This is a genomic window from Streptomyces actuosus (assembly GCF_016921115.1).
Lineage (GTDB): Bacteria > Actinomycetota > Actinomycetes > Streptomycetales > Streptomycetaceae > Streptomyces > Streptomyces actuosus_A.
The window spans coordinates 386,354-411,505 of sequence record NZ_JAFFZS010000003.1 but is presented as its reverse complement, the minus strand read 5'-3'; the positions used below and the strand labels follow the sequence as shown (position 1 = coordinate 411,505).

Genomic DNA, 25,152 nt, shown 5'->3' with positions numbered 1-25,152 from the left:
CGAATGTATCCGATACATCGATGTATCGAAAGAGGTGTCACCGACCCGCTCCATATGGAACACATTTTCGATTCAGGAGTACGCTGGCGTCATGACCACGCACCTCCAGGCCTCTCTGTTCGACCAGACCGACCGGCTGCGGCTCAGCTCTCTGGGCGGCACCGAACGGACCGCGCTGGGCTCGGGCGCCTGGATCGACCTGCTGCCCGGCTGGCTGGCCGGGGCAGACGCCCTGTTCGAGCGGTTGGCGGCCGAGGTTCCGTGGCGTGCGGAACGGCGCACGATGTACGACCAGATGGTGGACGTACCGCGACTGCTGGCGCACTACGCCGCCGGTACACCGCTGCCCCACCCGGTACTGGCCGAGGCGCGGGACGCACTGTCCGCCCACTACGCCGCCGAGCTGGGAGAGCCGTTCACCACCGCCGGGCTGTGCTACTACCGCGACGGCCGGGACAGCGTGGCCTGGCACGGCGACCGGATCGGGCGGGGCGCCCGCGAGGACACCCTGGTCGCCATCCTCTCGGTGGGCGCGCCGCGCGACCTGCTGCTGCGCCCGGTGGGCGGTGGCACGACGGTGCGCCACCCGCTGGGCCACGGGGACCTCGTCGTGATGGGGGGCTCCTGCCAGCGGACCTGGGAGCACTGCATCCCGAAGACCGCGCGGGCCGCGGGACCGCGCATCAGCGTGCAGTTCCGCCCGCACGGCGTGCGCTGAGGCGGCATGGCGCAGACCGGGGCGCACTCGGCCCGCGCCGAGGCGGCACACCCTGCGCGGAGGCGGATCCGGCCCGCGCCGAGCGGCGCGGGCAACGCCGGGGCGGACTCGGCCCGCCCCGGGGCGGCGCGACCCGGGGGCGAGGCGCAGCGGCGTCCGCCACGATCTGCTTTCCTTGGTCCGTCGGGCTCGGACCACCTCACCTCTCGGGACGATCATGCGGGCAGAAGTGCAGCAAGTCGACGACGGCACCTATCTGGTGCACGGCAGCAACACCAACTGGGTGATCCTCACCGAGGGGGACGCCGCCACCCTCGTCGACACCGGGTATCCCGGGGACCGGCAGCTGGTCCTGGACTCGCTGACACAGGTGGGCAGTTCACCGGAGGCGGTCACGGCCGTACTCATCACCCACGCCCACAACGACCACTTGGGCTCGGCGGAGCACCTGCGCAGCGTGTACGGCACGCCGGTGCGCCTGCACGAGGCCGAAGTGCCGCACGCGCGACGGGAGTTCCTGCACCAGGTGTCCGTGGGGACCGTCCTGGCCAACTCCTGGCGCCCGGGGGTCCTGCCCTGGGCCGTGCACGCGATCCGCTCCGGCGGCACCACCCGCGTCCCGGTCGCCTCGCCCGAGGCGTTCGAGCCGTCGGTCCCTCTGGACGTGCCCGGCCGGCCGGTGCCCGTCCACACCCCCGGCCACACCCTGGGGCACTGCGTCTTCCACCTCCCGCAGTCCGGGGTGCTGATCTCCGGAGACGCCCTGGCCAGCGGCCACCCCACCGCGCGGGGCGCGGGGCCGCAGCTGCTGCCCGACATGTTCCACCACGAGCGCGAGCGTGCGCTGGCCTCGCTGGACGTCATCGAGACCCTGGACGCCGACGTGATGCTGCCCGGCCACGGGGCCGTGCACCGGGGCTCGGTACGGACGGCGGCGCAGCAGGCACGGGAGCGGGCCGCCGCCCGGTGACGTCGGCCGGCGGGTGACGCCTGCCGACGTGCCGGACAGATCTGCCGTGCGGGTGCCGGCCGAACCGATGGCCGCGCGGCTCGGCTCCCACCCGGCTGCGCGCCGCCCGCCACACCCGGCGCCCCCTGACCCACCGCAGCCGGACAACACGCCTCCGCCGCCCCCGCGAACGGCTCCCGAAGTCCTTCGACGGTCGACGCGGCGGCGGTGCCCCGGTAGGGCCGGCCCGAACCGAAGACGGGCGTCGAGGGGCGCATGGACAGATAATCTGCGCACAGATAATCTTTGCGAAGACAGTTTTCCCGGACCGGGAGGTCACCGATGTGGACGTATGAGCACACCATCGAGACGAGCGCCGCACCCGAGGCGATCTGGGACCTGTGGGCCGATGTCGGCAACTGGGGGGCCTGGAACGCAGACGTCGCGAGCATCCGGATCAGCGGCCCGTTCGAGGCGGGCGCCGAGATCGTGATGACCCCGGCCGACCAGGACCCGGTGCACCTGCGCGTGGCCGAGGCGACGGTCAACGAACTGTTCGTGGACGAGGCCCGGTTCGACGGACTGCTCCTGCGCACCGCCCACCGGCTCGACCGGGGCGAGGGAGGCCGCACTCGGGTGACCTACCGGATGGAGATCACCGGCTCCGGCGCCGACCGCCTCGGCCCGCAGATCGGTCCGGCCATCACCGCGGACTGGCCGGAGACCATGGCCGCCCTGGTCGAACTGGCCCAGGACTGATGGCACTCGGCCCCGGGGACAGCCCCGGCTTCCTGCTCTGGCACGCCACGCTGCGCTGGCAGCGCGACATCGCCGCGGCACTGGGCCCCATGGACCTCACCCACGTCCAGTTCGTTCTTCTCGCCTGCGCCTGGTGGTTGAACACCCGCGGCGAACACCCCAACCAGCTGGCCCTGGCCCGCCAGGCCGGCACGGACGTCAAGATGACCTCCCAGGTCCTGCGCGCTCTGGAGGCCAAAGGCCTGATCGAGCGCGAGGTCGACCCCGCCGACTCCCGCGCCAAGCGACTGCGCGTCACCGTCGCCGGTGCCGAACTGGCCCCGCGCGCGATCACGGCCGTCGAAACCGTCGACGCACGCTTCTTCCAGCCGGTGGACCATGACGACGCCGTGGCCCTGCTCGGCCGCCTGGCCGAGCCCGAGTCCTGAGGCCCCGGCTCCGGCACCGCCGCCCGGACGGAGCCCTCCCCCTCCGGGTCGGCCGCCCCGCCCCGGGGGATACCGGGGACTCCCTCACGGCCGTCCGCTTCCGCCGCGCCGGTCGACGCGGCCCGCCCACGCAGGAGACGCACTGTCGTGCACGCGGACGGCCGGCGCGAGATGCTGATGCGGTGCATCAGGTCGAGGAGATCACGGAGCTGGTCGGCGGGGTACTGGGCCGGGATGCGATCGGCGTCTACCTCCACGGCTCCTCCGTGATGGGCGGACTCCGGCCGGCCAGCGACGTGGACGTGCTGGTCGTGTCGCGGCGGCGTATGGACGAGCAGGGTCGGCGGGCCCTCCTCGGTGGACTGCTCCGGATATCCGGCTCCCGCAACAAGGCCCGCCCGGTCGAACTCACCGTGGTCGTCCAGTCCGACGTCCGGCCGTGGAGATATCCGCCGACCTGCGACTTCCTCTACGGCGAGTGGCTGCGCGCCGACTACGAGGCCGGGAACCTCCCCCGACCGGAGCCGATGCCCGACCTGGCCCTGCTGATCACCATGGCGCTGACCGGGGACCGGCCCCTCACCGGCCCGCGCCCGGCGCAGGTCCTCGACCCGGTCCCGCAGGCCGACCTGGTCCGGGCGAGCGTGGCGGGCGTCCCCGGCCTGCGCGACGGCCTGGACAGCGACACCCGCAACGTCGTGCTGACCTTCGCGCGCATCTGGACCACGCTCGCCACCGGCCGGATCGCGTCGAAGGACGCCGCCGCCGACTGGGCCCTGGCTCATCTTCCGCCCGAGCACCGTCCCGTTCTCGAACACGCCAGACAGCTCTACCTCGACTGCCCCTACTCCGAGGAGAGCTGGAGTGGGGCACTGCGGGCTCAGGTGCGTCCGCACGTGGATCGCGTACGCGCCGAGATCGACCGACTGCGCCTGAATCCCCCGCGACGGTGAGGACCGCCGCCTCACGTCGGCGCCGGACCTGCCGGTGCGCAGCCTGCGCCGGAATCTCCCGCAGGACGTGAGCAGCCCAGCGGCGACGAGAGTCCGCAGCGCGCGGCTGGGCCGGTGAACCAGGGCCGAATCCGGCACGGCTCATCTTCTTCACCGGCAGGGATCAAGACCTCGGGAGGTCGACCCCCCGGGGTGGGGGATCAACGTGACCGCCCCGGCATCCGGCCGAGATCTGACGCACAGGAACTTGATAGGCAAGGCTTACCTCATCTACTGTCCCGGTGTTCGCCAACCACCGGCCCCCACCTGGTACGCGGCGTCGCCGCCGGCCGGCCCACACCCTGCCGGTGATGCCCCCTGTTCCGTCCTCCCCGCCGAGTCAGGACCTCGGCCCCGGCCCCCGCACCGGCCGCCGGCCGACTCCCCCGTATCGGCGCCACGTCGTCCCTCCCACCGCTCCCGGAGATCACCCCATGCGCACGCCCCGCACGCTGCCCGTCCTCGGCGCCGCCCTGCTCGCTCTTCCGCTCCTGGCCGCCTGCGGCAGCAAGGACTCCACCGGCTCCGGCGGCGACAGGGTCGCCATCACCGCGACCGACACGGCCTGCGAGGTCGCCAGGACCGAACTGAAGGCGGGTGAGACCTCCTTCACCGTCACCAACAAGGGCGACCGGACCACCGAGGTCTACGTCTACGGCGAGCACGACGGCGCCTACACCCGCATCGTGACCGAGGTCGAGAACATCGGCCCCGGTACCACCCGCCGCATGGAGGCCGAGCTGGGCGGTGGCACGTACGAGATCGCCTGCAAGCCCGGCCAGGCGGGCGACGGCATCCGCCGGCGGATCACCGTCGAGGGCGCCGAGGCGGACGAGGGGGCCCAGGCGGCCTACGACCGCGAGGTCGAGGTCGAGGCCCGGGAGCACGAACTCGCCGGCCTCGGCGGCTTCACGGCCGAGGCCGGCGAGAAGATCGAGTTCACGTTGGAGAACGCGGGCACGACCGAGCACGAGCTGGAGATCTTCGGCCCCGACGGCGAGGAGGTCGGCGAGGTCGGCCCGGTCGAGCCCGGCGCGACCGGCGAGGCGGTCGTCACCCTGGCCGAGCCCGGCACCTACACCTACAAGTGCGGCATCGGCGCCCACGCCGACAAGGGTATGAAGGGCACCTTCACCGTGGGCTGACGTCTCCCAGACCACGTACGTCGAATGTGCCTCCCCGCGGGCCCCGGCCGGTGAACCCATCCGGCCACCGCGCCACGCATGTCGGGCGCAGGACCCTGCGCTCCGGCAGCGCCCCTCGAAGGCGCGGGGAAGTCCGCGACCAGCCACGACCGCACTGCGATCGACCGCCGTCGAACCGCGGCACATCCCGCAGAGCGCTTAGGCTTCAGTCATGGCCCTGCAGATCAACGCCACCAACCCGGAGCATCCGGCCCTCCTGCTGGAGCTGCCGTGGCAACTGCCGCTGGAGGAGTGGCCGGAGGAGTACCTGGTGCCGCTCCCCCGGGGCATCTCCCGGCACGTCGTCCGCTACGCGCGGGCCGGGGACGAGGTCATCGCCGTCAAGGAGCTGGCCGAGCGTCCCGCACTGCGCGAGTACACGCTGCTGCGCGACCTCGACCGGCTAGGGATCCCCGCGGTGGACGCCCTCGGGGTGGTCACCGGCCGCACCGACGTCTTTGGTGCCCCCCTGGAGCCGGTGCTGATCACGCGCCATCTGCGCGGCTCGCAGCCGTACCGCTCGATGTTCGAGACGACGCTGCGCCCGGCGACGATGCACCGCCTCATGGACGCTCTGGCGGTCCTGCTGGTCCGGCTGCACCTGGCCGGGTTCGCGTGGGGCGACTGCTCGCTGTCCAACACGCTCTTCCGGCGGGACGCGGGCGCCTACGCCGCCTACCTGGTCGACGCCGAGACCGGTGACCTGCACCCCGAGCTCAGCACCGGCCAGCGCGACTACGACCTCGACCTCGCCCGCGTCAACATCAGCGGCGAGCTGCTGGACCTTGAGGCCTCGGGTGCCCTGCACCCCTCCGTCGACCCCATCGAGTTCGGGACGGAGATCTGCGCCCGCTACCACGGCCTGTGGCAGGAGCTGACCCGCACCTCCGTCTACCCGGCGGGCGAGTACCACTACATAGAACGCCGCATACGCCGCCTCAACGAGCTCGGCTTCGACGTGGCCGAGATGCAGATCGAGCACTCCTCCAACGGCGACTCCGTCACCTTCGTGCCCAAGGTCGTGGACGCCGGGCACCACCAGCGGCAGCTGCTGCGCCTGACGGGCCTGGACGCCGAGGAGAACCAGGCCCGGCGACTGCTCAACGACCTGGAGTCGTGGATGGCCACCCAGGAGGACTACGCGCCCGGCGACCCCCTCGCCGCCCGTCCCGAGGTGCTGGCGCACCGGTGGGTGCGGGACGTCTTCCGCCCCACCGTGCGCGCCGTCCCCGTCGAACTGCGCGGCTCCATGGACTCCGCGGAGATCTACCACGAACTGCTGGAGCACCGCTGGTACCTGTCGGAGCGGGCGCAGCACGACATAGGACTGGGCACGGCCGTGCAGGACTACATCAGGCACGTCCTGCCCACGGCGCGCGAATCGCTCGCGCCGGTCGTCGCGGACTGAGCCGTCAGGCGTGCGGCACCACGGCGACCGGGCAGCTCGCGTGGTGCAGCACCCCGTGGGCGACGGAGCCGATGCGGGCGCCGACGGCCGTGCGGTGGGCACGGCGGCCGACCACCATCAGCTGAGCCCGCCCGGCCACCGACAGCAGCACCTGTCCGGCGCTGCCGATCTCCACGTGCTCCACGACGGGCACGTCGGGGAAGCGCTCGCGCACGGGCCGCAGGGCGGCGGCGAGCGCCTGCTTCTCGTACGGCTCCAGACCGCCGGCGTCGTCGAGGAGCTGCAGCGAGGCGGGGCTGTAGGCGAACACCGGCGGCAGCGTCCACGCCCGCACGGCACGCACGGTGGCCCCGCGCGCCGCGGCCGTCTCGAAGGCGAACCGCAGCACCTCGGCGCTGTCCTCGGGCTCGCCCTGCTGGCCCACGACGATCTCCCGCCCGGAGGCCTCGGCGCTGGCCTCGTCGCCGGCCCGGACCAGGACGACGGGGCGCTCCGCCTCCGCGATCACCTGCTGGCCGACGGATCCCAGCAGGAATCCGACGAGCGGGCCGTGCCCGCGCGAACCCAGCGTCAGCAGCTCCGCCTCGGCCGCGGCGCCGACCAGCGTCGGCACCGCCGGCCCCTCGACCACCTCCGTGGACACCTCCAGACCGGGGTGCCGGTCGGCGACGCGGCGCACGGCCGCCTCGACGGAGTCCCGCACCCACTGCTCCTGCGCCTCACGGCCGGCCACGTCCGGCGCCGCGTTCGGCTGGAACTCCCAGGCGTGCACCACGCGCAGCGCCCGCCCCCGCCGTACGGCCTCGCGCCCCGCCCAGTCCAGAGCGGCCAGGCTCTCGTCGGTTCCGTCGACCCCTGCGGTGATCGGCCCGGTCATGAGGCCGCCTCCCTCGTCTCGTGATCACATCCGTCGGCCCCAGTCTTCACCACGCCGCCGCCGCGACGGCGACGGGGCACCGCAGGAGGCGCCGACGTCGCGTCCGCGCCCTCGGGACACCCCGGCGACAGGTCCGGCGCGGGCACCGCGCCACGGCCGGACGGGCCCGGGCATACCCGAGCGGAGCGGGAGGATCGAACATACGATGGTCCACGAGCCGGCACGGCGTCGGCGGAAGCCGCGGCAGACCTGCCGCGCCGCCGGACCGCCCGGGGTGGGAGACACATGCCACAGGCCGCCGACACAGCGCGGGTCGTCATCCTGACCGTGGACGACGACCCGGGGGTCTCCCGCGCCGTGGCTCGTGATCTCCGGCGTCGTTACGGGGAGTCGTACCGGGTGGTGCGGGCGGAGTCCGGCGAGTCCGCACTCCAGGCGCTGCGCGAACTGAAGCTGCGCGGCGACCTGGTGGCCGTGATCCTGGCCGACTACCGGATGCCGCAGATGAACGGCATCGAGTTCCTCGAACAGGCCATGGACGTGTATCCCGGCGCCCGCCGGATCCTGCTGACCGCGTACGCGGACACGAACGCGGCGATCGACGCGATCAACGTCGTCGATCTCGACCACTACCTGCTCAAGCCCTGGGACCCGCCCGAGGAGAAGCTGTACCCGGTCCTGGACGATCTGCTCCGGGCCTGGCGGTGCAGCGACTTCCGGCCGGTGCCCAGCACCAAGGTCGTGGGCCACCGCTGGTCGGCGCGCTCGTCGCAGGTGCGCGAGTTCCTGGCGCGCAACCAGGTGCCGTACCGCTGGTACTCGTCCGAGGAGCCGGAGGGCAGGCGGCTGCTGGCCGCGGCCGGGCAGGACGGGCAGCGGCTGCCACTCGTGATCACGCCCGAGGGCGGCACGCTGATCGAACCGGACGCCCCCGAACTGGCCGCCCGCGTCGGTCTGGCCACGACCCCCACCGCCGACTTCTACGACCTGGTCGTCATCGGCGGCGGCCCGGCCGGGCTGGGCGCGGCGGTCTACGGAGCCTCCGAGGGTCTGCGCACCGTGCTGGTGGAACGGTCCGCCACGGGCGGCCAGGCAGGCCAGAGCTCCCGCATCGAGAACTACCTCGGCTTCCCCGACGGCGTCTCCGGCGCGCAGCTCACCGACCGCGCGCGGCGGCAGGCGACGAGGTTCGGCGCGGAGATCCTCACCGCGCGCGAGGTGACCGGCCTGGAGGTCGGCGGCGCCGCCCGCACGGTCCGCTTCTCCGACGGCTCCGCGGTCTCCGCGCACAGCGTGATCCTCGCGACCGGTGTGCAGTACCGGCAGCTGGAGGCCGTGGGCTGCGCCGACCTGACCGGCTGCGGGGTGTTCTACGGGTCGGCGCTGACCGAGGCGGCGTCCTGCCAGGACCAGGACGTGTACATCGTCGGGGGCGCCAACTCCGCGGGCCAGGCCGCGATGTACCTGTCCCGGGTCGCGAAGTCGGTGACGCTGCTGGTGCGCGGAACCTCGCTGTCGGCGTCGATGTCGCACTACCTGGTCCAGCAGATCGAGGAGGCCTCCAACATCACCGTCCGCGCGGGCACCGTGGTGCAGGCGGCGCACGGCACGGACCACCTGGAGCAGCTGACCCTGCGGGACGTGGCGTCGGGCCGGGACGAACGGGTCGACGCGGGCTGGATGTTCGTGTTCATCGGCGCGGCCCCGCTGACGGAGTGGCTGGGCGGGACGGTTCTGCGCGACGAGCGCGGGTTCATCCTCGCCGGCCCCGATCTCACGGCCGACGGACGCCCGCCGGCCGACTGGGAGCTGGACCGCCCGCCGTACCACCTGGAGACCAGCGTGCCCGGCGTGTTCGTCGCCGGCGACGCGCGCGCCGCGTCCGCCAAGCGGGTGGCGTCCGCCGTAGGAGAGGGAGCCATGGCCGTGATGCTGGTGCACCGGTACCTGGAGCAGTCGTGAGCGGCCGTCCGGCGCCGTGCAGCCCCGCGGAGATCGGGTCGCTGTTCCTCTTCGAGAAACTGGCGCCCGAGCAGCTGGGGCGGCTGTGCGGCGAGGGACGGGTCGAGATGTTCGACCCCGGTCCGGTGTACGCCGAGGGGGACCCCGCCACCTGCTTCTACGTCATGATCGAGGGCACGGTGGTGCTGTCCCGGCGGGTCGGCGGCGACGACGTCGAGGTCAACCGCACCTCGCAGCCCGGCGTGTACGCCGGTGCCATGCAGGCCTATCTCGGCGACCGGGTCCGGCAGGTGTACAACAGCTCGATGCGCGTGACGGAACCGACCCGGTTCTTCGTGCTGCCCGCCGACACCTTCGCGTCCGTGATGCAGGAGTGGTTCCCGATGGCGGTCCACCTGCTGGAGGGCCTGTTCTTCGGCACGAAGAACACCCAGCGGGCCATCGGCCAGCGCGAGCGCCTGCTGGCCCTGGGCTCGCTGTCGGCGGGCCTGACCCATGAACTCAACAACCCCGCCGCGGCGGCCGTCCGCGCCACGGCGACCCTGCGCGAACGCGTGGCCAAGATGCGGCACAAACTCGCGGTGATCTCCTCCGGCACCTACGACCGGGAGTGCCTCGCGGACCTCATCGAGATCCAGGAGCGCACTGCCGACCGGGTCGGCAAGGCCCCCGCGCTGAGCCCGCTGGAGGCCTCCGACCGGGAGGACCTGCTCACCGACTGGCTCGACGACCACGGTCTTGCGGAGGGCTGGCGGCTCGCCCCGACCTTCGTGCAGGCAGGACTCGACGTCGACTGGCTCGAACAGGTGGCGGCGGCCGTGGACGATGACATGCTGCCCGGCGCGATCGGCTGGCTGAACTACACCGTCGAGACCGAGCTCCTCATGGACGAGATCGAGGACTCCACCGCCCGCATCTCCCACCTCGTCGACGCGGCCAAGCAGTACTCGCAGCTCGATCGGGCCCCCTACCAGGTCGCCGACGTGCACGAACTCCTCGACAGCACCTTGCTGATGCTGTCGGGCAAGATCGGACGACGCATCGTGGTCGTCAAGGAGTACGACCGCACCCTCCCGAAGGTGCCGGCCTACCCGGCGGAGCTGAACCAGGTCTGGACGAACCTGATCGACAACGCGGTCGCCGCCATCGACGACGCGGGCGGCGAGGGCACCCTGACCGTCCGCACCGCCTTCGACGGCGACCGGCTCGTGGTGGAGTTCGGTGACACCGGCCCGGGTGTGGCACCCGAGATCCGCAGCCGCATCTTCGACCCGTTCTTCACCACCAAACCCGTGGGCGAGGGCACCGGCCTCGGGCTCGACATCTCCTGGCGGATCGTGGTCGACAAGCATCACGGCGGCATCGAGGTCGAGTCCGAACCCGGTGACACCCGCTTCCGGGTCCTGCTCCCCCTGACGGCCGCGGATCCCGACAGCCCGCCCGAGGAGGCCGTATGACCGACGCCGAGGCGATCGACCCCACCGTCGCACCGAGCGGCACCGGCTGCCTGGAGTGCGAGGCGGCCGGAGGATGGTGGTTCCACCTGCGGCGCTGCGCGCAGTGCGGCCATGTCGGCTGCTGCGACAGCTCCCCCGCCCGGCACGCCACCGCGCACTACACGAGCACCGGACATCCCCTGGTGCAGAGCTTCGAGCCGGGCGAGGCCTGGTTCTGGGACTACGCGACGAACGAGCTGTACGAGAGCGGCCCGCAACTGGCACCGCCCGACAGCCGCCCCGCGGACCAGCCCGCCCCGGGGCCGGCGGGCCGCGTACCGGCGGACTGGGCGCGCACCCTGCGCTGAGCGGTGCGGAGCCGCCGGCGCGCGCGGACGGCCGTGCCGGGCCCGGGGCGTCCGGTGCCGCGGATCGCCGACCGTCGTACGGGGCGCCCAGGGGGGCGCGGCCCCGCGCGGCCGGCCGGAGGAGACGTCCGTACCGCCGTGCCCGGTGCCGTGTGCCGAACGGCACCTGCCGCCCGGCCGCGGACGCGGCTCCGGGGGCCGCGGGGGCGGCGGACCCCTGAGAATGGTCATGTGCCGCACACCGCTTTCACACCGCCCCTGATAGGCCGCGCCGAGGAGCTCGCCCACCTCGCCGACGTCCTCGCCCGCGCCCGCTCCGCCGACCCCCGTGCCGTGCTGCTGTCGGGCGACGCCGGTGTCGGCAAGACACGGCTGCTGGACGAGACGGCGGGACTGGCCGGGCAGTCCGGCATGGCGGTGCTGACCGGTCACTGCGTCGATCTCGGCGACGTGGGTCTGCCGTACCTGCCGTTCACGGAGATCCTCGGTCAGGTCGCCGCCGACGAGCGTTTCATGGAGGTCCGCGCCGCGCACCCGGTCGTGGAGCGGCTGCTGGGCGGTGGCGCGGAACCGGGCGGCGACCCGGGTGGCCGGCTGCGGCTGTTCGAAGGCGTGGCGGGGCTACTGGCCGGGGCGGCGGACGTGATGCCGCTGCTGCTGGTCCTGGAGGACCTGCACTGGGCCGACCAGTCCTCGCGCGATCTGCTGCGCTTCCTGCTCAGCCGGGGTGTTCTGCAGCCGGCGGCGGGCGGGCCGGGGCGCCGGCTGGCCGTGATCGCGTCGTACCGCTCGGACGACCTGCACCGCCGGCATCCGCTGCGGCCGGTCCTCGCCGAGCTGGTCCGGCTGCCGGCGGTGGAGCGGCTTCAGCTGCGTCCGCTGGCGGATGCGGAGGTGACGCGGCTGGTGTGCGCGCTGGAGGAGAGGCCGCTGCCGGAGGCGACGGTGCGCGGGATCGTGGAGCGCGCCGAGGGCAACGCCTTCTACGCGCAGGAGCTCCTCGCGGCCGGCGCGGAGGCCGGGGGCCTGCCCAGTGGGCTGGCGGACGTTCTGCTCATCCGGTTCGAGCAGCTTCCGCAGACCGCTCAGCAGGTGGTGCGTACGGCGGCGGTGGCGGGGCGGCGGGTGGAGCACGATCTGCTGCGCGCGGCGGTGGGCCTGCCGGAGGAGGAGCTCGAGTCGGCGCTGCGGGAGGCGGTCGGGCGGCAGTTGCTGGTCGCCGGCGGGCAGGGCACGTACGCCTTCCGGCACGCGCTGGCCCGGGAGGCGGTCTACGCCGATCTGCTCCCTGGTGAACGCGCGCGGCTGCACGGGACCTTCGCGCGGCTGCTCGGCGAGCGGGGCGGCACGGCGGAGTACGCGGCGGAGCGGGCACACCACTACCGGGAGAGCCACGACCTGCCGCAGGCGCTCGCCGCGTCGCTGGCGGCGGCCGGTCATGCCCGGAGCGTGGGGGCGCCGGCGGAGGAGCTGCGGCACCTGGAGGCCGTGCTGGACCTGTGGTCGGTGGTACCGGCCGACCGGCGTCCGACCGACGCGGGGCTGGACCGGGTGACGCTGACACTGCGGGCCTCGGCGGCGGCCGCGCATGCCGGGGACGGGCATCGCGCGGTGGCGCTGACCCGGGCGGCGCTGGCGGGGATCGGCGCGGACGCGGACTCGGAGCTCGCCGCGCGGGTGCGGTACACACTGGCCGGGAACCTGCTGGGCGTCGACTCGCTCGCCGCCGCCTTCCGGCACAGCAGCGAGGCGCTGGAGCTGATCCCCGCCGAGCCGCCGACCAGGACGTGGCTGTGGGCGGCGGCGACGCATGTGCTGGCGGCCCGCCAGGTCGGGGAGAACGAGGCGGCGCTCCGGGTGGCCCGTCAGGCGTTGCGTGCCGCTCAGGAGCTGGGGGTGTTCGACGCGGAGGCGGATCTGCTGATCTCGCTGACGGGACTTCAGGGCGGTTCGCGGCGCACACCGGAGGGACGCGAGCGGCTGCGGGAGGCACGGGAGTTGGCCCGGCGGGCGGGGAACGCGCCGGTGGAGATGCGGGGGCTGTTCCAGATCGCGATCGGCTGTTTCGAGTCGGGGGATCTACCGGAGTGCCTGCCGTGGCTGGCCGAGGGGCTGGAGCGGGCCCGCCGGGCCGGCCTGCTGTCGTCGCCGTATCCGCTGGAGATGCGGTACCTGCGGTTGCTGGTGCTGTACACGCTGGGCCGGTGGGACGAGTGCGCGGGGACGGCGGAGGCCGATGCCGCGGCGCTGCCCGCGTCGGGCGGCTTCACGGCGGGGCCGGCGCTGTACGTGGCGCTGGCGCGGGGGGAGACGACGGCCGAGGAGCGGGCTCGGGCCCTGCTGGCGGGGCCGTTCGACTGGCTGGCCACGATGGTGGCGGGGATCGTGCTGACGGATGCCGCGGCGTTGCGGGGCGATGCCGGGGCGGCGGTGGAGCGGTTGCGGTCCACGGTCGCGGCGCTGTCGGACGAGGGAGGCCGGCGCCCGGACGTCTCGGTGCGGCTGGCCGCACTCGCGCTGACGGCGGTCGCGGACCGGGCTGCCGCGTTGCGCCGGTCCGGGGACGGGGCGGCGGACCGGTGGGTGGAGACCGCGTCCGAGCTGGTGGAGCTGGCCCGGGACGCGGCCGGGCACAGCACGGCGGGTCCGCCGCAGGGGCCCGAGGGGCAGGCGTGGCTGGCGCGGGCGGAGGCGGAGTGGGTGCGAGCGGTGTCCGGACCGGACACGGGAGCCTGGGAGAAGGCGGTGGCGGCGTTCGACTTCGGGGACGTCTACGAGCAGGCGCGCTGCCGGCTGGGGCTGGCCGAGGCGCTGACCGTCGCCGGGCGGCGGGCGGAGGCGGCCGAGGCGGCCCGTGCGGTGCGGGAGACGGCCGAGCGCCTCGGTGCGGCACCGTTGAGGGAGCGGGTCGACGCCCTGGTCCGGCACGGCCGGCTCGGGGACCGTTCCGCCGAGCGGGACGCCTCGGTGCTGACGCCGCGTGAGCGGGAGGTGCTGCGGCTGCTGGCACTGGGCCACAGCAACCGCCGCATCGGCGAGGAGCTGTTCATCAGCGGCAAGACGGCCAGCGTCCACGTGTCCAACATTCTGGCCAAGCTGGGGGCGGCGAGTCGTACGGAGGCGGTGGCCGTCGCGCACCGGGAAGGACTGCTGACGGACCCGCCGAGCGCGCCCGGGTGATACGCACGCCGATTTCGCTCCCGTGCGCCCCCTCATGGAGGCATGAGCCACCCCATGGGCATACAAGCACCTCATACGCTCACGGATCTCGGCACTCGTGCCCCGACCAGGACCGTCCCAGGAGACCCGTGAACCACCGCTCCACCGCAGTGACGCTCGCGTCCTGCGCCCTCGCTCTCGCCGCACTGACCGCCTGCGGATCGAACGACCCCGCCGCGGCCCCCGCGGCGACCACCTCCCGCGCGCCGGAATCGGCGTCCGCGTCCGCCACGGCCTCCGGCTCTCCCGCCGCCCGCCCGGCGGGCGGGGCGGACTCCACGCGGAAGGCGACCGGGACGCCGACCGGCCGTGAGTCCGGTTCGGACGCGGGCCGGGAGACGGCGGCCGGACTGCCGCCGCGTCCCGACGCCAACGGCGAGGCCGCCTACGTCCGGGCCCTGACCGCGATCGACCCGGACATCGTGCACGACGACGAGGACGGGGCCGTGGACCGGGGCCGCGCACAGTGCCGCTCCCTCCACGACCACCCGGACGACCGGAACCGGCAGATCGCCGAGGCGGAGAAGCGGTTCGTCTCCCCCGGGCACCCGGACGGCTTCGGGCAGGCCAAGGCCGCACGGATCGTGGACGCCGTGCACGCCGACCTGTGCCCCGACTTCTGATCCAGCGACCCGACGCCACGGGTGCGCTGCCGACGGGATCCTGGTCGACGCGACCCGTCGGACGGCGTCCTCGGCGCGGAGCGCGGCGACGTCATCTCCAGCGCCCGGGGCCTGAACACCTTCCCCGGCCCTGCTCCGCGGCCGGCCGACCTCGCCCGCGCGCCTGGCCGAGATGCGCCGCCGGGTGCCCGCCGGGACCCACCACGGTGTTCGGGCTCGGGCTGCGCCGGCGCGACCTGCCCTGCGGGGTCCCGGTGTTCGGGCACACGGGCGCCTGCCGGGCCGCCGCACCTACGCGTTTCCCTCCGAGGACGGCCGCCGCATCCACCGCACTGACCGCCACCTCCGGCAACGCGCGTGCACACCACAATGCTGCGCGCCCGGAGGCACGCCCCGGCGCCACCCCCGGTGCTCCCAGGGGGAACCGGTGCGTTCCGCCGGCCGTTGTCGGGACAGGATTCCGATCTGCACCAGGGCGGCAGGATGAGCGAGCTGGTCCCCGGGGCCCATGTGCCCCTCCCGGGCGGTGTCCTGGTACTCCGGGTGCCCGGCCCCTTCGACATCTGCGCGCTCGTCACCGGCGACGGGCGCAAGGTCAGCGGCGACCGGGACTTCGTCTTCTACAACCAGCCGTCCGCCCCGGGAGCCCGGCTGGCCGGGGAGACCCTGCGGATCGAACCGGCGCGGCTGCGTGCCGGTGCCGGCCGGGTGACGGTGGCGGTCGGCTCCGCCCGGCCGGGCACACCGCTCGGACGGCTGCCGATACCCGTGCTGAGCATCACGGACGCGCGCGGGTGCGGTCTCGCGCGGTTCGCTCCCCCGTCGCCCGGCCCGGAGACGGTGCTGCTGCTGGCGGAGATCTACCGGCGGGGCACCGCATGGCGCTTGCGCGCACTGGGCCAGGGGTACGCCGACGGACTGGCGGGGCTCGCACGGGACTTCGGCGTGGACGTGGTCGAGGACACCGGCCCGGCCCCCGCCGCCGCACCTGCGGCGCCGTCGGCACGCAAGAGCGGCACCTCGCCCGCACCCGCCGGCTCGTCCGTCCGGGACGACTTCCTCGTCCCGGTCAACGCGGCCCGCGCCACGGCCGGGTCCCGGCCGGTTCTCACCGACACGCGGCTCGCCACGGCCGCCCGGGCGCACTCCCGCGCGATGGCGAGGGCCGGACGGCTCTGCGCCGAGGGGGCGGACGGGGTCTTTGTCCACCAGCGGGTGACCGCGGCCGGCTACGCCTACCTCACGGTCGGCGAGCATCTGGTCTCCGGTCCGCGCACGGCGCAGGAGTTCGTCGCGTACTGCCTGCGCGGCGAGGAGTCCCGCCGTGCACTGCACGATCCGGCCTTCACACACGTCGGTCTGGGCCGGTGCGCCGCAGGTGGCGACGTCTACTGGACGGCGGTGTGGGCGGCGCCGCTCACACCGGACGGGCTGGCGCGGACCGAGGCCGAGGTCGCCGACCTCACCAACCGGGAGCGGTCGCGTGCGGGCCTGCGGCCCTTGAGTGCCGATCCTCGGCTCGCCGCCGCCGCGCGGGCCCACAGCGCGGACATGGCCGCCCGGGCGTACCACGCGCACACCTCTCCGGACGGGACGCGCCCCAGGGACCGGGCCGCGGCGGCGGGCTCCACGCGGGGCACGATCGGCGAGAACATCGCGTGCGGCCAGCGGTCCCCCGCCGAGGTGGTGGCGGGCTGGATGGACAGCCCCGGCCACCGCGCCAACATCCTCCGCCCGGCGTTCACCCACATCGGTGTGGGCTTCGCCGGCGGCGGGCCGTCCGGCACGTACTGGACACAGCTCTTCGGCGCCTGACGCCGCGGCGGTGCTCCGTGGTGGCGGAAACCCGCCGACCGGCCAGGAGCTTACCCACGGTTACGTATCGCTCGTTGAACACCGGCCGCCGCGCTCCCCGTACCCATGGCAAAGAGCCGGGGGTTCAGCGAGAGGTGGCCATGGCCGACGTGCCCGTTCCCGCAGACGAGTTGATCGCGGGCAGATACCGGCTGCTGCGCGTCGTGCACCGGGAGACCAACCGCGTCTGCTGGTCCGGCGAGGACGTCGAGGCCGGGCGGCCCTGCCTGGTGACGCGGACAGGCCTGCCGACGGGGCCCGACACACCCCACGAGGAGGGGGCGCGCCGCATCACCGGCCGGGTGCTCCGCATGGCGGAGACGATGGTGCGCCTGTGCCCGGGCCGGATCCCCGTGGTCGTCGACGCGATCGTGGCGGAGGGAGGCCTGTGGACCGTCACGGAGGCCGTCGACGGGCCCGCACTGGGGGAGATCCTCGGCGAGCGGGTCGGGTTCCACCCCGTGCGGGCCGCCCGCATCGGTCTGGAGATCCTCGACGTGCTGCAGGCCGCGCACGACGAGGGCATCACGCACGGCGAGCTCAGCCCCGGCCAGGTGTTCGTGCGGGAACACGGCCCGGTGCTCGTGGCGGGCTTCGGACTGGCGGGCGCCACGCTGGCACCGCGCATGGCGGCGCCCTCGTACGCCTCTCCGGAGCAGGCGCGGGACGAGCGGATCGGTCCCGCCGCCGATCTGTGGGCGCTGGGCGCGATCCTGTACACGATGGTCGAGGGCCGACCGCCGTTCCGCGACCGGGACCGGCCGGAGACCACTCTGAGGGGCGTGGACCGGCTGCCGCTGCGCGCTCCGGTGCGGGCCGGGCCGCTCACGCAGACCGTGCGGGGGCTGCTGCGCAAGAACTCGCGGGAGCGGCTGACCCGTACGGCGGTGCGCGAGGCCCTCACCCGGGTGCTGAACGAGGACGAGGCCCCGCCCGAGGCACCCGTGCCCCGGCTGCGTCGCGCCTACCGCGCCGTGACCCGGCCGGGACGCACGGGGCGCGGGCGGGCCATGGCGTTCGGGACGGCACTGGCCGTCGTGACCGTCGCCGCCGCCGTCCTGGCCGCCACCGTCCACACACCCGGCGGCACGGTGGCCGAACCGCCGCCCCGCCGGCCCGCAGCGCCGTCGGCCCCGGTCCGGCCGAGCACGAAGTCCCCGGCCTCGCCCACCACGCCTCCGGCCGGGTTCCGCACCTACGCCGCGCCGGAGGGCTTCTCGGTGGCGCTGCCCGACACATGGCGGCGGCTGCGCACCACGCGCGTGTCCGATCTCGCCTACCGGGTGGTGTTCGGTGCCGACGACGACCCCCGCACCCTCGCCGTGACCTACAGCGAACGGGTCGGCCCCGACCCGGTCGCCGTATGGCGGGAGGACGTCGAGCCGGGGCTGAAGAAGGCGGGCGGCTACCGGCGGATCGGCGAGATCCGCGCCACGACGTACCAGGACCATGCTGCCGCCGACATGCAGTGGATCGCCTCCGTCGACGGCGAGCAGGTGCGGACCTTCGGGAGGGGCTTCCTGGTCGGCGGTGGACGCGGCTACTCGCTGCGCTTCACCGCCCCGGCCGCCGAGTGGACCGGGGCCGCCGAACGGCAGGCCCTGGACACGGCTCTGCGGACCTTCCGCCCGCCGTCAGGCTGAGGCTGCCCGGGGTGCGCGCCGGGAGCGGAGCGGGCCGGGGCCGAGCGGGGCCGTTCGCCAGCGCGCCGTGAAGGTGCGCTCCGGCAGGGAGCAGGTGACCTCCAGACGGTGCGGGGTCTCCAGGACGGCGACGTCCAGGGTGAGGGTGCCGGCGTCGGTCCACCCGCCGCTCACCGCGACCGGCAGGGGGTCCTCGGTGACGGTCCAGTCGTCCGGCCCGATCCGCAACGGCAGCCGGTGACCGTCCTCGGTGAGGGTGAGTGTCCAGCCCCGCCCGTCCCCGGTGAGTGCGGCACCGGTGAGGCCGGGCAGGTCCGGGCAGGTGCCGCCGCGCGGCGTGAAGGGGGTGCCGGACCAGTCGTCCCCGCGCCCGGGCGGGGCGTGCCTGCCGGGCGCCGCGGACAGGGCGAGAGCGGCGAGCCGTTCCCGCAGTGCGGTGTCCGCCTTCGCGCGGCCCGTCAGGGGAGCGGGGCCGAACGCGGGCAGGAGATGCTCCCAGACGAGGTCGAGCACCGCCTGCATGCCGACGGTCTCGGAGGTGAGTGCGACGACCGCGTCGTGCTCGGGCAGGACCAGGCAGAACTGGCCGAACGCGCCGTCGCCGCGCCAGCCGTGACGGGACATCCAGAACTGGAAGCCGTAGCCGCGGTCCCAGTCCCGGCGTTCCTGCTCGGCGAGGTGGGGTGCGGTGGGGATCTGCTCGCGGGTCGCCTCGGACACCCACTCCCGCGGCAGCAGCTGCCGTCCCTGCCACCGGCCGCCCCTGAGGTACAGCTGGCCCAGCCGGGCCACGGCGTCGGTGGTGGCGTGCAGTCCGCTGAAGCCCTGTTCGCGCCCGGCCCGGTCGCGCTGCCAGAACGCCTGGGCGATGCCGAGCGGTTCCAGCAGCCGGGGCCGCAGGTACTCGGTCAGGGACTGTCCCGTGACGCGCTGCACGATCGCGGCGAGGGCGTAGGTGGCGGGCTGGCTGTAGGCGAAGACGGCGCCCGGGTCGCGGTCCGGCGGCAGCAGCAGGAAACCCCGGACGAGGTCCCGCGGATCGAGCGCCAGCGCCCGCTGGAGGGTCTCGGAGGTGTGCCCGGCGGCCATCGACGCGACGTGCCGGACGCGCACGGCGCGGCTGCGCAGGTCGGTGATGTCCGCCGCGAACTCCGGGAAGTACGAGACCACCGGAGCGTCGAGGTCGATCAGCCCCTCGGCCTGAGCCAGGCCGGCGGCCGAGCCGGTGAAACTCTTGCTGAGGGAGTACAGCAGCTGGACACGGCCGGGGGTGTACGGCGCCCACCAGCCGGCGGCCACGACCCGGTCGTGGCGGAGGACGAGGAGGCCGTGCGGCGCGATCTGCGGGTCGGCTTCGAGGGCGTCGAGGAAGGCGTGCACACCGAGGGCGTCCACTCCCTCGGCGGCGGGCGTGCTCTCGGGCAGCGGGCGCGCGGTCATGCGTCCACCCTCCCCTGCGGCACCGCGGGAGAGCGATCGGATTCCGGCCCGGGGCACCGCGGTCGTCCGGCCGTGGGTGTGCGGCCCGCCGGGCTCGGTGGACTCGGGGTCCGCGGCAGGTGAGGTCGCCTGCTCGCCTGTCGCGCACGCAGGGCTGACGCGATGTCCATGCCCGTCAGGACCGCGAGCAGTTCCGGCCTGGGGTGGGCGGAGATCCGCGAAGGGGAGGCGGTCGTCCACCGCCGTCCGTCGAGCAGTTCGCGCCCGCGTTCCAGGACCGGACCGCCGAGTGCGCCCGAGGCCGGGCGTCCTGTGCGGGTGCGGCGTTCGGGGACCGGGCCGACGGCGTCGCCGCCGGAACGCGGGTTGTCCCGGTTGTGCCGATATGGGCTTCTGCACCGCACCGCCGTACCCGCTGCCGTACGCACCGCTGCGCGCGTGCGCCCCGGCATCCCGACCAGTTCCGGGGAGAGTCCGCCGCGACCCTGGCGACCGTCCCGTCCGAGACGTCTCCCGTCCCCGCGCCCCGAGTCCCGAGCGTCGCGCCGGACGCGCGCGTTCGGGGCCCAGGCGCGCACCGGCGGCTGCGTCTTCGTGCTGAGGGTGGCGCGCAGCGTGCGCCCGGGCGGGCCGGGTGCGCAGGAGACGGCGAAGGTCTCGGCGAAGGAGTGCGCGGAGCCGGACGGGTGCTCGGCCGAGCGGGTCGTGCGCCACCACCGGGCGTGGGACCGGGCCGCGGACGACGGTCTCGTCCCGCAGTTCGAGGAACTCGCCCCCGGTCAGGAGGTCGAACTGCCGGACGCGGACGTGTGGCCGGCTACCACGTGCGAGGGGCGCGCGCCGCGTCACCGGGTGGTGTGGCGGCGCCGCGCCCACAGGGGCAGAGCGAACCAGCACAGCAGGTACCAGGCGACGACTGCGGACACCAGCCACGGCACGAAGGCGCCGTGCGTGGCCACCCGCAGGATGAGCAGCAGCGAGGACGCCATGGTGGCCAGCAGCAGCACCAGGCCGACCACGGTCAGCTTGGCGGCCCAGCGCACGGCCTGCGGTTTGACGCGGCGCCCGGCGACCAGCCGGTGCAGGGAGACGGGGCCGATCAGGGCCCCGGTCGCGCAGGCGCCGAGGACCACGGTGACGATGTAGATCGACCGTTCGGCGTCCTCCAGCTGGAGGAAGCGCGGCGTGAAGACCACGGTGAGCAGGAAGCCGAAGAGGATCTGCACGCCGGTCTGGGCGACCCGGACCTCCTGGATCAGCTCGACCCACATCCGGTCCGCGCGTTCCTCTTCGGTCTCGTCGCGTCCGGTGCGCCTGCCCGGCCGTGCTCCGGTGGCCGACACGTCTCCTCCTGATGGCGCCGGCGACGTCTCCTCCCCCGGACGGGTTCCCCGTCCGGGCGGGTTCCGATCGTCGCCGGGCATCGGAGTTCCTCCGTTCTACCAGCGGCTCTCGACCTGGTCCTTGATCCGCCGCTCGTAGAGGTTCCGGACGGCGGCCAGCGTGGCCTCGTCCAGTTCCGGCAGCCGGGCGGCGGCGGCATTGGCTCGGGCCTGCCCGGGGGTGCGGGCACCGGGGATGACGGTGGTGACACCGGGCTGCTGGATGATCCACCGCAGGGCGAGCTGGGCGGGGGCGTATCCGCGGGGGGCGAGGGCGGAGAACTCGGCCGCCGCGTCGACGCCGGTGGTGTAGTCGACGCCGGAGAAGGTCTCGCCGACGTCGAAGGCCTCGCCGTGCCGGTTGTAGGTGCGGTGGTCGTCGGCGGCGAAGACGGTGTCCTTGGTGTACTTGCCGGACAGCAGGCCGGAGGCGAGGGGGACGCGGGCGATGACGCCGACCCCCGCCGCGCGGGCTGCCGGAAGCACCTCCCGCAGCGGCTTCATGCGGAAGGGGTTGAGGATGATCTGCACGCTCGCCACGTTCGGCCGGGCGATCGCCGTGAGCGCCTCCGCGCAGGTCTCGACGCTGACTCCGTAGGCCGCGACACGCTCCTCGGCCACCAGGGTGTCGAGGGCGTCGTACACCTCGTCCGAGGAGTAGACGGGGGTGGGCGGGCAGTGCAGCTGGACCAGGTCGACGCGGTCGACGCCCAGGTTGCGGCGGGAGCGGTCGTTCCAGGCGCGGAAGTTGTCCAGGACGTAGTTCTGCGGGATCTGGTCGACGCGGCGGCCCATCTTGGTCGCGACCAGGACGTGCAGGTCGGGCCTGCTGCTCTGGAAGGTGGCGATGGCCTGCTCGCTGCGGCCGTCGCCGTACACGTCGGCGGTGTCGAAGAAGGTCACCCCCGACTCGGCCGCCGCCTCCAGCACCGAGAGGGCCGCCTTGTCGTCGACGTCTCCCCAGTCGGCTCCCAGCTGCCACGTGCCGAGACCGACGACGGAGGCGTGCTGACCCCACCTGTCGAATGCGCGCTCTTCCATGCGCCCAGTCTGACACCCGGCCCGGCCGCGCAGCGGAAGGGGCCGTTCCGCGCGTTCGCCGGGACGGCCGGATTCATCTGCGGGAAGTGAGCGCGCGGGCGTGGGCCGTTCGGGCGACCTTCGGGCCCAGCCAGCGCTTGAGCCGGCGCAGTGCCTCCAGCCTCCCGGCCGCCCGGTCGAGCCGGTGGTACAGCTGGGGCGGCACGTACGGCAGCAGGGGCGAGTGGCGCTGGCCGAGCAGGGCGAACATCTGCTCCGGGGGGAGCTCGATGTAGCGGGGCAGGTTCTCGTACCACTGGGCGCTGTAGCGGGCGGCGCTCTGCACCGGCAGCAGTGCGGCCCTGCGCTCCTGCTCGTAGGCGGGCAGCGCCCGGGAGAGGTCGCCGTGCTCGCGCAGCGCCCCGGCCAGGGCCATGGCGTCCTCCAGGGCGAGGGTGGTCCCGGCGCCGATGGAGTAGTGGGTGGTGTGGGCGGCGTCACCGAGCAGGACGAGGTTGCCGCGGTGCCAGGTGCGGTTGGTGAGGGTGCGGAAGGTCAGCCAGGGGGCGCTGCCGTCGGCCGGGGAGCGGCCGATGAGGGAACGGCCGTCCAGGACGTGGGCGAACAGCTTCTCCAGCAGGGCCAGGGCGTCGGCCTCGCTCGCCCGGTCCAGGCCGAGGCCGGTGAAGGTCTCGGGGGCGCATTCGACGACGCAGGTGCTGCGGTCGGGGCCGTAGCCGTAGCCGTAGCACCAGATCCAGCCGTGCTCGGTCTCGACGAAGGCGAACGTGAAGGCGTCGAAGACCTTGCCGGTGCCGAGCCAGATGTAGGAGTTGCGGCCGGCTCGCACATCGGTGCCGAAGTGGTCGGCGTGCCGGGTGCGCAGGGCGCTGCGGACGCCGTCGGCGGCGACGACGAGGTCCGCGGCCGGGACGTTGCGTTCGGTGATCTCGTGCTCGAACTCCAGCCGCACGCCGAGCGAGCGGGCGCGTTCGGCGAGGATCTGCAGGAGCCGGTGGCGGCCGATGCCGAAACCCTGGTCGCCCTGGTGCCGGGTGCTCAGGTCGCGGACGTGCGCGACGCCCTCGTTCCAGCACACGGAGGCCTCGGCGATCGCGCGGGCGGACTCGGGGTCGTGGGCGCGGAGCCGGTCGAGCAGTCCCTGCCAGTAGGTGACGCCCCATCCGTAGGTCGACCCCTCGGGGCCGCGCTCGTGGACGGTGATGTCGCGGGACGGATCCTGCCGCTTCAGCAGGATGGACAGGTACAGGCCGGCGGGTCCGCCTCCGACGCAGGCGACCTTCACAGACACCCCCAATGGTCACAGAACGCGGTCGTACGGAAACGCAGGGTATCAGCGGCGGGGCCGATGCATCCGCCTCCCGTTTCGCGTCATTTCCGCGGCGTGAGCCGCGTCACGAGGGCGGGGCCCGGCGGCGAAGGTCCACCCCGAACGTCGCCGTACAGGGAAGGAATTGCCCCTTCCGGCAGCCTCGGACCGACGGCCGAAGCAAGATCACCTTGGTTCAACTCTGTATGACATGTACTCAATTGTCCTGATCGCAGCGATCCGGACGGGGGCGATTTCTCCCGGTCCCGGTGGTCTCGATAGGCATGCGGCATCACCTGTCGACCACGTCCCCCGGAGGTCCCGTATGCCGGAACTCAGCCGTCGCCGCGCGCTCACCGCCGCAGCCGCCCTCGCCGCCACGGCGGCGGGTGCGCAGACCCTCGCCGCGCCGCCCGCGCACGCCACCGAGCACCCGCACGACTCCCCCGCCCCCTTCGACGAGGTCTACCGGGGCCGCCGCATAGCGGGCCGGCCGGTGGCCGGGGGCGGCCACCACCACGGCGGCGGCTACGCCGTGTTCGTCGACGAGGTGGAGCTGCATGTGATGCGCAACGCCGACGGCAGCTGGATCAGCGTCGTCAGCCACTACGACCCGGTGGCCACCCCGCGCGCCGCCGCCCGCGCCGCGGTCGACGAGCTGCAGGGCGCGCAGTTGCTGCCGCTTCCCGTCAACTGACCAGCACCCACGCATCCCTGGAGCCGACCAGCCATGACCGTCCGCAAGAACCAGGCCACCCTGACCGCCGACGAGAGGCGCCGCTTCGTCGCCGCCGTCCTGGAGCTGAAGCGCAGCGGGCGTTACGACGCCTTCGTCACCACGCACAACCACTTCGTCATGTCCGACACCGACTACGGCGAGCGCACCGGACACCGCTCGCCGTCGTTCCTGCCCTGGCACCGCAGGTTCCTGCTGGAGTTCGAGCGGGCGCTGCAGTCGGTGGACGCCTCGGTCGCGCTGCCGTACTGGGACTGGACGGCGGACCGCACCGCGCGTTCCTCGCTGTGGGCACCGGACTTCCTCGGCGGTGACGGACGCAGCCGCGACGGGCGGGTGACGGACGGCCCGTTCGCCGCCGCGGCCGGCAACTGGCAGATCAACGTGCGGGTGGACGGCCGCACCTATCTGCGCCGGTCCCTGGGAGCCGGCGGGTGGGGGCTGCCGACCCGGGCGGAGGTGGAGTCGGTGCTGGGCATCCGGACGTACGACATGGCCCCGTGGAACAGCGCCTCGGACGGCTTCCGCAACCACCTGGAGGGCTGGCGCGGGGTGAACCTGCACAACCGGGTCCACGTGTGGGTCGGCGGGCAGATGGCGACCGGGGCCTCCCCCAACGATCCGGTGTTCTGGCTGCACCACGCCTTCGTCGACAAGCTGTGGGCGCAGTGGCAGCGACGCCACCCGGGGTCGGGGTACGTGCCGGACGGGGGGACGCGGGACGTCGTCGACCTGTACGAGACGATGAAGCCGTGGAACGACGTGCGCCCCGCGGACCTGCTGGACCACACGCCGCACTACACGTTCGACACCGACTGACGGCG

General features: G+C 74.0%; 21 protein-coding genes. 16 read left to right on the top strand and 5 right to left on the bottom strand.

Translation table 11 applies throughout. The features are described 5' to 3' along the window. The first annotated feature begins 91 nt into the window (after positions 1-91). From JS756_RS06875 to JS756_RS06845, 7 genes are all read left to right on the top strand, one after another. Positions 92-718 carry an alpha-ketoglutarate-dependent dioxygenase AlkB gene (locus JS756_RS06875; RefSeq protein ID WP_205382043.1) on the top strand — a complete coding sequence of 209 codons (627 nt, stop codon included), beginning with the start codon at positions 92-94 and terminating at the stop codon, positions 716-718. A 217-nt stretch (positions 719-935) separates the two neighbouring features. Further along, entirely contained in the window at positions 936-1,688 is a 753-nt protein-coding gene (locus tag JS756_RS06870) for an MBL fold metallo-hydrolase (RefSeq protein WP_205382042.1), read from the top strand. Between the two features lie 321 nt (positions 1,689-2,009). Further along, entirely contained in the window at positions 2,010-2,426 is a 417-nt protein-coding gene (locus JS756_RS06865; protein ID WP_205382041.1) for an SRPBCC family protein, read from the top strand. After that, a complete protein-coding gene (locus JS756_RS06860; RefSeq protein WP_205382040.1) occupies positions 2,426-2,854 on the top strand; it encodes a MarR family winged helix-turn-helix transcriptional regulator in 429 nt (142 codons plus the stop codon). Before JS756_RS06865 ends, JS756_RS06860 begins: the two co-directional genes overlap by 1 nt. A 182-nt stretch (positions 2,855-3,036) precedes the next feature. Then, positions 3,037-3,807, top strand: coding sequence for an aminoglycoside adenylyltransferase family protein (locus JS756_RS06855; protein ID WP_205382039.1), 771 nt, complete (start codon positions 3,037-3,039; stop codon positions 3,805-3,807). 473 nt (positions 3,808-4,280) lie between these two features. Beyond that, positions 4,281-4,991, top strand: a complete 711-nt coding sequence (locus tag JS756_RS06850; protein WP_205382038.1) for a cupredoxin domain-containing protein — start codon at positions 4,281-4,283, stop codon at positions 4,989-4,991. A gap of 211 nt (positions 4,992-5,202) precedes the next feature. Then, the gene (locus JS756_RS06845; protein ID WP_205382037.1) at positions 5,203-6,438 is read left to right on the top strand and encodes a DUF4032 domain-containing protein; all 1,236 of its coding nucleotides are present in this window, start codon (positions 5,203-5,205) and stop codon (positions 6,436-6,438) included. Between the two features lie 4 nt (positions 6,439-6,442). Here JS756_RS06845 and JS756_RS06840 read toward each other — a convergent pair whose 3' ends face one another. After that, positions 6,443-7,315: a universal stress protein gene (locus tag JS756_RS06840; protein WP_205382036.1), complete on the bottom strand. Its 873-nt coding sequence runs from the start codon at positions 7,313-7,315 to the stop codon at positions 6,443-6,445. Between the two features lie 285 nt (positions 7,316-7,600). Between JS756_RS06840 and JS756_RS06835 the strand changes: the two genes are divergently transcribed. From JS756_RS06835 to JS756_RS06805, 7 genes are all read left to right on the top strand, one after another. Continuing rightward, positions 7,601-9,277: an NAD(P)/FAD-dependent oxidoreductase gene (locus tag JS756_RS06835; RefSeq protein WP_205382035.1), complete on the top strand. Its 1,677-nt coding sequence runs from the start codon at positions 7,601-7,603 to the stop codon at positions 9,275-9,277. After that, positions 9,274-10,734, top strand: coding sequence for an ATP-binding protein (locus tag JS756_RS06830; RefSeq protein ID WP_205382034.1), 1,461 nt, complete (start codon positions 9,274-9,276; stop codon positions 10,732-10,734). Before JS756_RS06835 ends, JS756_RS06830 begins: the two co-directional genes overlap by 4 nt. Beyond that, entirely contained in the window at positions 10,731-11,081 is a 351-nt protein-coding gene (locus tag JS756_RS06825; protein WP_205382033.1) for a UBP-type zinc finger domain-containing protein, read from the top strand. Before JS756_RS06830 ends, JS756_RS06825 begins: the two co-directional genes overlap by 4 nt. A gap of 231 nt (positions 11,082-11,312) precedes the next feature. Beyond that, positions 11,313-14,261, top strand: coding sequence for a helix-turn-helix transcriptional regulator (locus JS756_RS06820; RefSeq protein ID WP_205382032.1), 2,949 nt, complete (start codon positions 11,313-11,315; stop codon positions 14,259-14,261). 128 nt (positions 14,262-14,389) lie between these two features. Beyond that, a complete protein-coding gene (locus tag JS756_RS06815; RefSeq protein ID WP_205382031.1) occupies positions 14,390-14,923 on the top strand; it encodes a DUF732 domain-containing protein in 534 nt (177 codons plus the stop codon). Positions 14,924-15,406: 483 nt separating this feature from the next. Further along, a complete protein-coding gene (locus JS756_RS06810) occupies positions 15,407-16,738 on the top strand; it encodes a CAP domain-containing protein (RefSeq protein WP_205382030.1) in 1,332 nt (443 codons plus the stop codon). A 140-nt stretch (positions 16,739-16,878) separates the two neighbouring features. After that, positions 16,879-18,420: a serine/threonine protein kinase gene (locus JS756_RS06805; RefSeq protein ID WP_205382029.1), complete on the top strand. Its 1,542-nt coding sequence runs from the start codon at positions 16,879-16,881 to the stop codon at positions 18,418-18,420. Here the strand turns inward: JS756_RS06805 and JS756_RS06800 are convergent. From JS756_RS06800 to JS756_RS06785, 4 genes are all read right to left on the bottom strand, one after another. Further along, positions 18,412-19,860 carry a serine hydrolase domain-containing protein gene (locus JS756_RS06800; protein WP_205382028.1) on the bottom strand — a complete coding sequence of 483 codons (1,449 nt, stop codon included), beginning with the start codon at positions 19,858-19,860 and terminating at the stop codon, positions 18,412-18,414. The two genes, JS756_RS06805 and JS756_RS06800, sit on opposite strands and share 9 nt — an antisense overlap. Before the next feature lie 845 nt (positions 19,861-20,705). Beyond that, positions 20,706-21,131, bottom strand: a complete 426-nt coding sequence (locus JS756_RS06795) for a DUF6328 family protein (protein WP_240203398.1) — start codon at positions 21,129-21,131, stop codon at positions 20,706-20,708. 168 nt (positions 21,132-21,299) lie between these two features. Beyond that, complete coding sequence (locus tag JS756_RS06790) at positions 21,300-22,283, bottom strand: aldo/keto reductase (RefSeq protein ID WP_205382026.1); 984 nt, start codon at positions 22,281-22,283, stop codon at positions 21,300-21,302. Positions 22,284-22,356: 73 nt separating this feature from the next. Then, positions 22,357-23,568: an FAD-dependent monooxygenase gene (locus JS756_RS06785; protein ID WP_205382087.1), complete on the bottom strand. Its 1,212-nt coding sequence runs from the start codon at positions 23,566-23,568 to the stop codon at positions 22,357-22,359. Positions 23,569-23,917: 349 nt separating this feature from the next. On the opposite strand from JS756_RS06785, the gene melC1 reads away from it, so the two are divergent. Together melC1 and melC2 are read left to right on the top strand one after the other, a co-directional pair. Beyond that, complete coding sequence (gene melC1 / locus JS756_RS06780) at positions 23,918-24,289, top strand: apotyrosinase chaperone MelC1 (RefSeq protein WP_205382025.1); 372 nt, start codon at positions 23,918-23,920, stop codon at positions 24,287-24,289. Between the two features lie 33 nt (positions 24,290-24,322). Further along, entirely contained in the window at positions 24,323-25,147 is an 825-nt protein-coding gene (gene melC2 / locus JS756_RS06775) for a tyrosinase MelC2 (protein WP_205382024.1), read from the top strand. The last annotated feature ends 5 nt before the right edge of the window (positions 25,148-25,152 follow it).

Coding starts and splice junctions, on each gene's coding strand:
- JS756_RS06875 (WP_205382043.1), top strand. CDS start 92: ATGACCACGCACCTCCAGGCCTCTCTGTTCGACCAGACCGACCGGCTG.
- JS756_RS06870 (WP_205382042.1), top strand. CDS start 936: ATGCGGGCAGAAGTGCAGCAAGTCGACGACGGCACCTATCTGGTGCAC.
- JS756_RS06865 (WP_205382041.1), top strand. CDS start 2,010: ATGTGGACGTATGAGCACACCATCGAGACGAGCGCCGCACCCGAGGCG.
- JS756_RS06860 (WP_205382040.1), top strand. CDS start 2,426: ATGGCACTCGGCCCCGGGGACAGCCCCGGCTTCCTGCTCTGGCACGCC.
- JS756_RS06850 (WP_205382038.1), top strand. CDS start 4,281: ATGCGCACGCCCCGCACGCTGCCCGTCCTCGGCGCCGCCCTGCTCGCT.
- JS756_RS06845 (WP_205382037.1), top strand. CDS start 5,203: ATGGCCCTGCAGATCAACGCCACCAACCCGGAGCATCCGGCCCTCCTG.
- JS756_RS06840 (WP_205382036.1), bottom strand. CDS start 7,315: ATGACCGGGCCGATCACCGCAGGGGTCGACGGAACCGACGAGAGCCTG.
- JS756_RS06835 (WP_205382035.1), top strand. CDS start 7,601: ATGCCACAGGCCGCCGACACAGCGCGGGTCGTCATCCTGACCGTGGAC.
- JS756_RS06825 (WP_205382033.1), top strand. CDS start 10,731: ATGACCGACGCCGAGGCGATCGACCCCACCGTCGCACCGAGCGGCACC.
- JS756_RS06810 (WP_205382030.1), top strand. CDS start 15,407: ATGAGCGAGCTGGTCCCCGGGGCCCATGTGCCCCTCCCGGGCGGTGTC.
- JS756_RS06805 (WP_205382029.1), top strand. CDS start 16,879: ATGGCCGACGTGCCCGTTCCCGCAGACGAGTTGATCGCGGGCAGATAC.
- JS756_RS06800 (WP_205382028.1), bottom strand. CDS start 19,860: ATGACCGCGCGCCCGCTGCCCGAGAGCACGCCCGCCGCCGAGGGAGTG.
- JS756_RS06795 (WP_240203398.1), bottom strand. CDS start 21,131: ATGTGGGTCGAGCTGATCCAGGAGGTCCGGGTCGCCCAGACCGGCGTG.
- JS756_RS06790 (WP_205382026.1), bottom strand. CDS start 22,283: ATGGAAGAGCGCGCATTCGACAGGTGGGGTCAGCACGCCTCCGTCGTC.
- melC1 (WP_205382025.1), top strand. CDS start 23,918: ATGCCGGAACTCAGCCGTCGCCGCGCGCTCACCGCCGCAGCCGCCCTC.
- melC2 (WP_205382024.1), top strand. CDS start 24,323: ATGACCGTCCGCAAGAACCAGGCCACCCTGACCGCCGACGAGAGGCGC.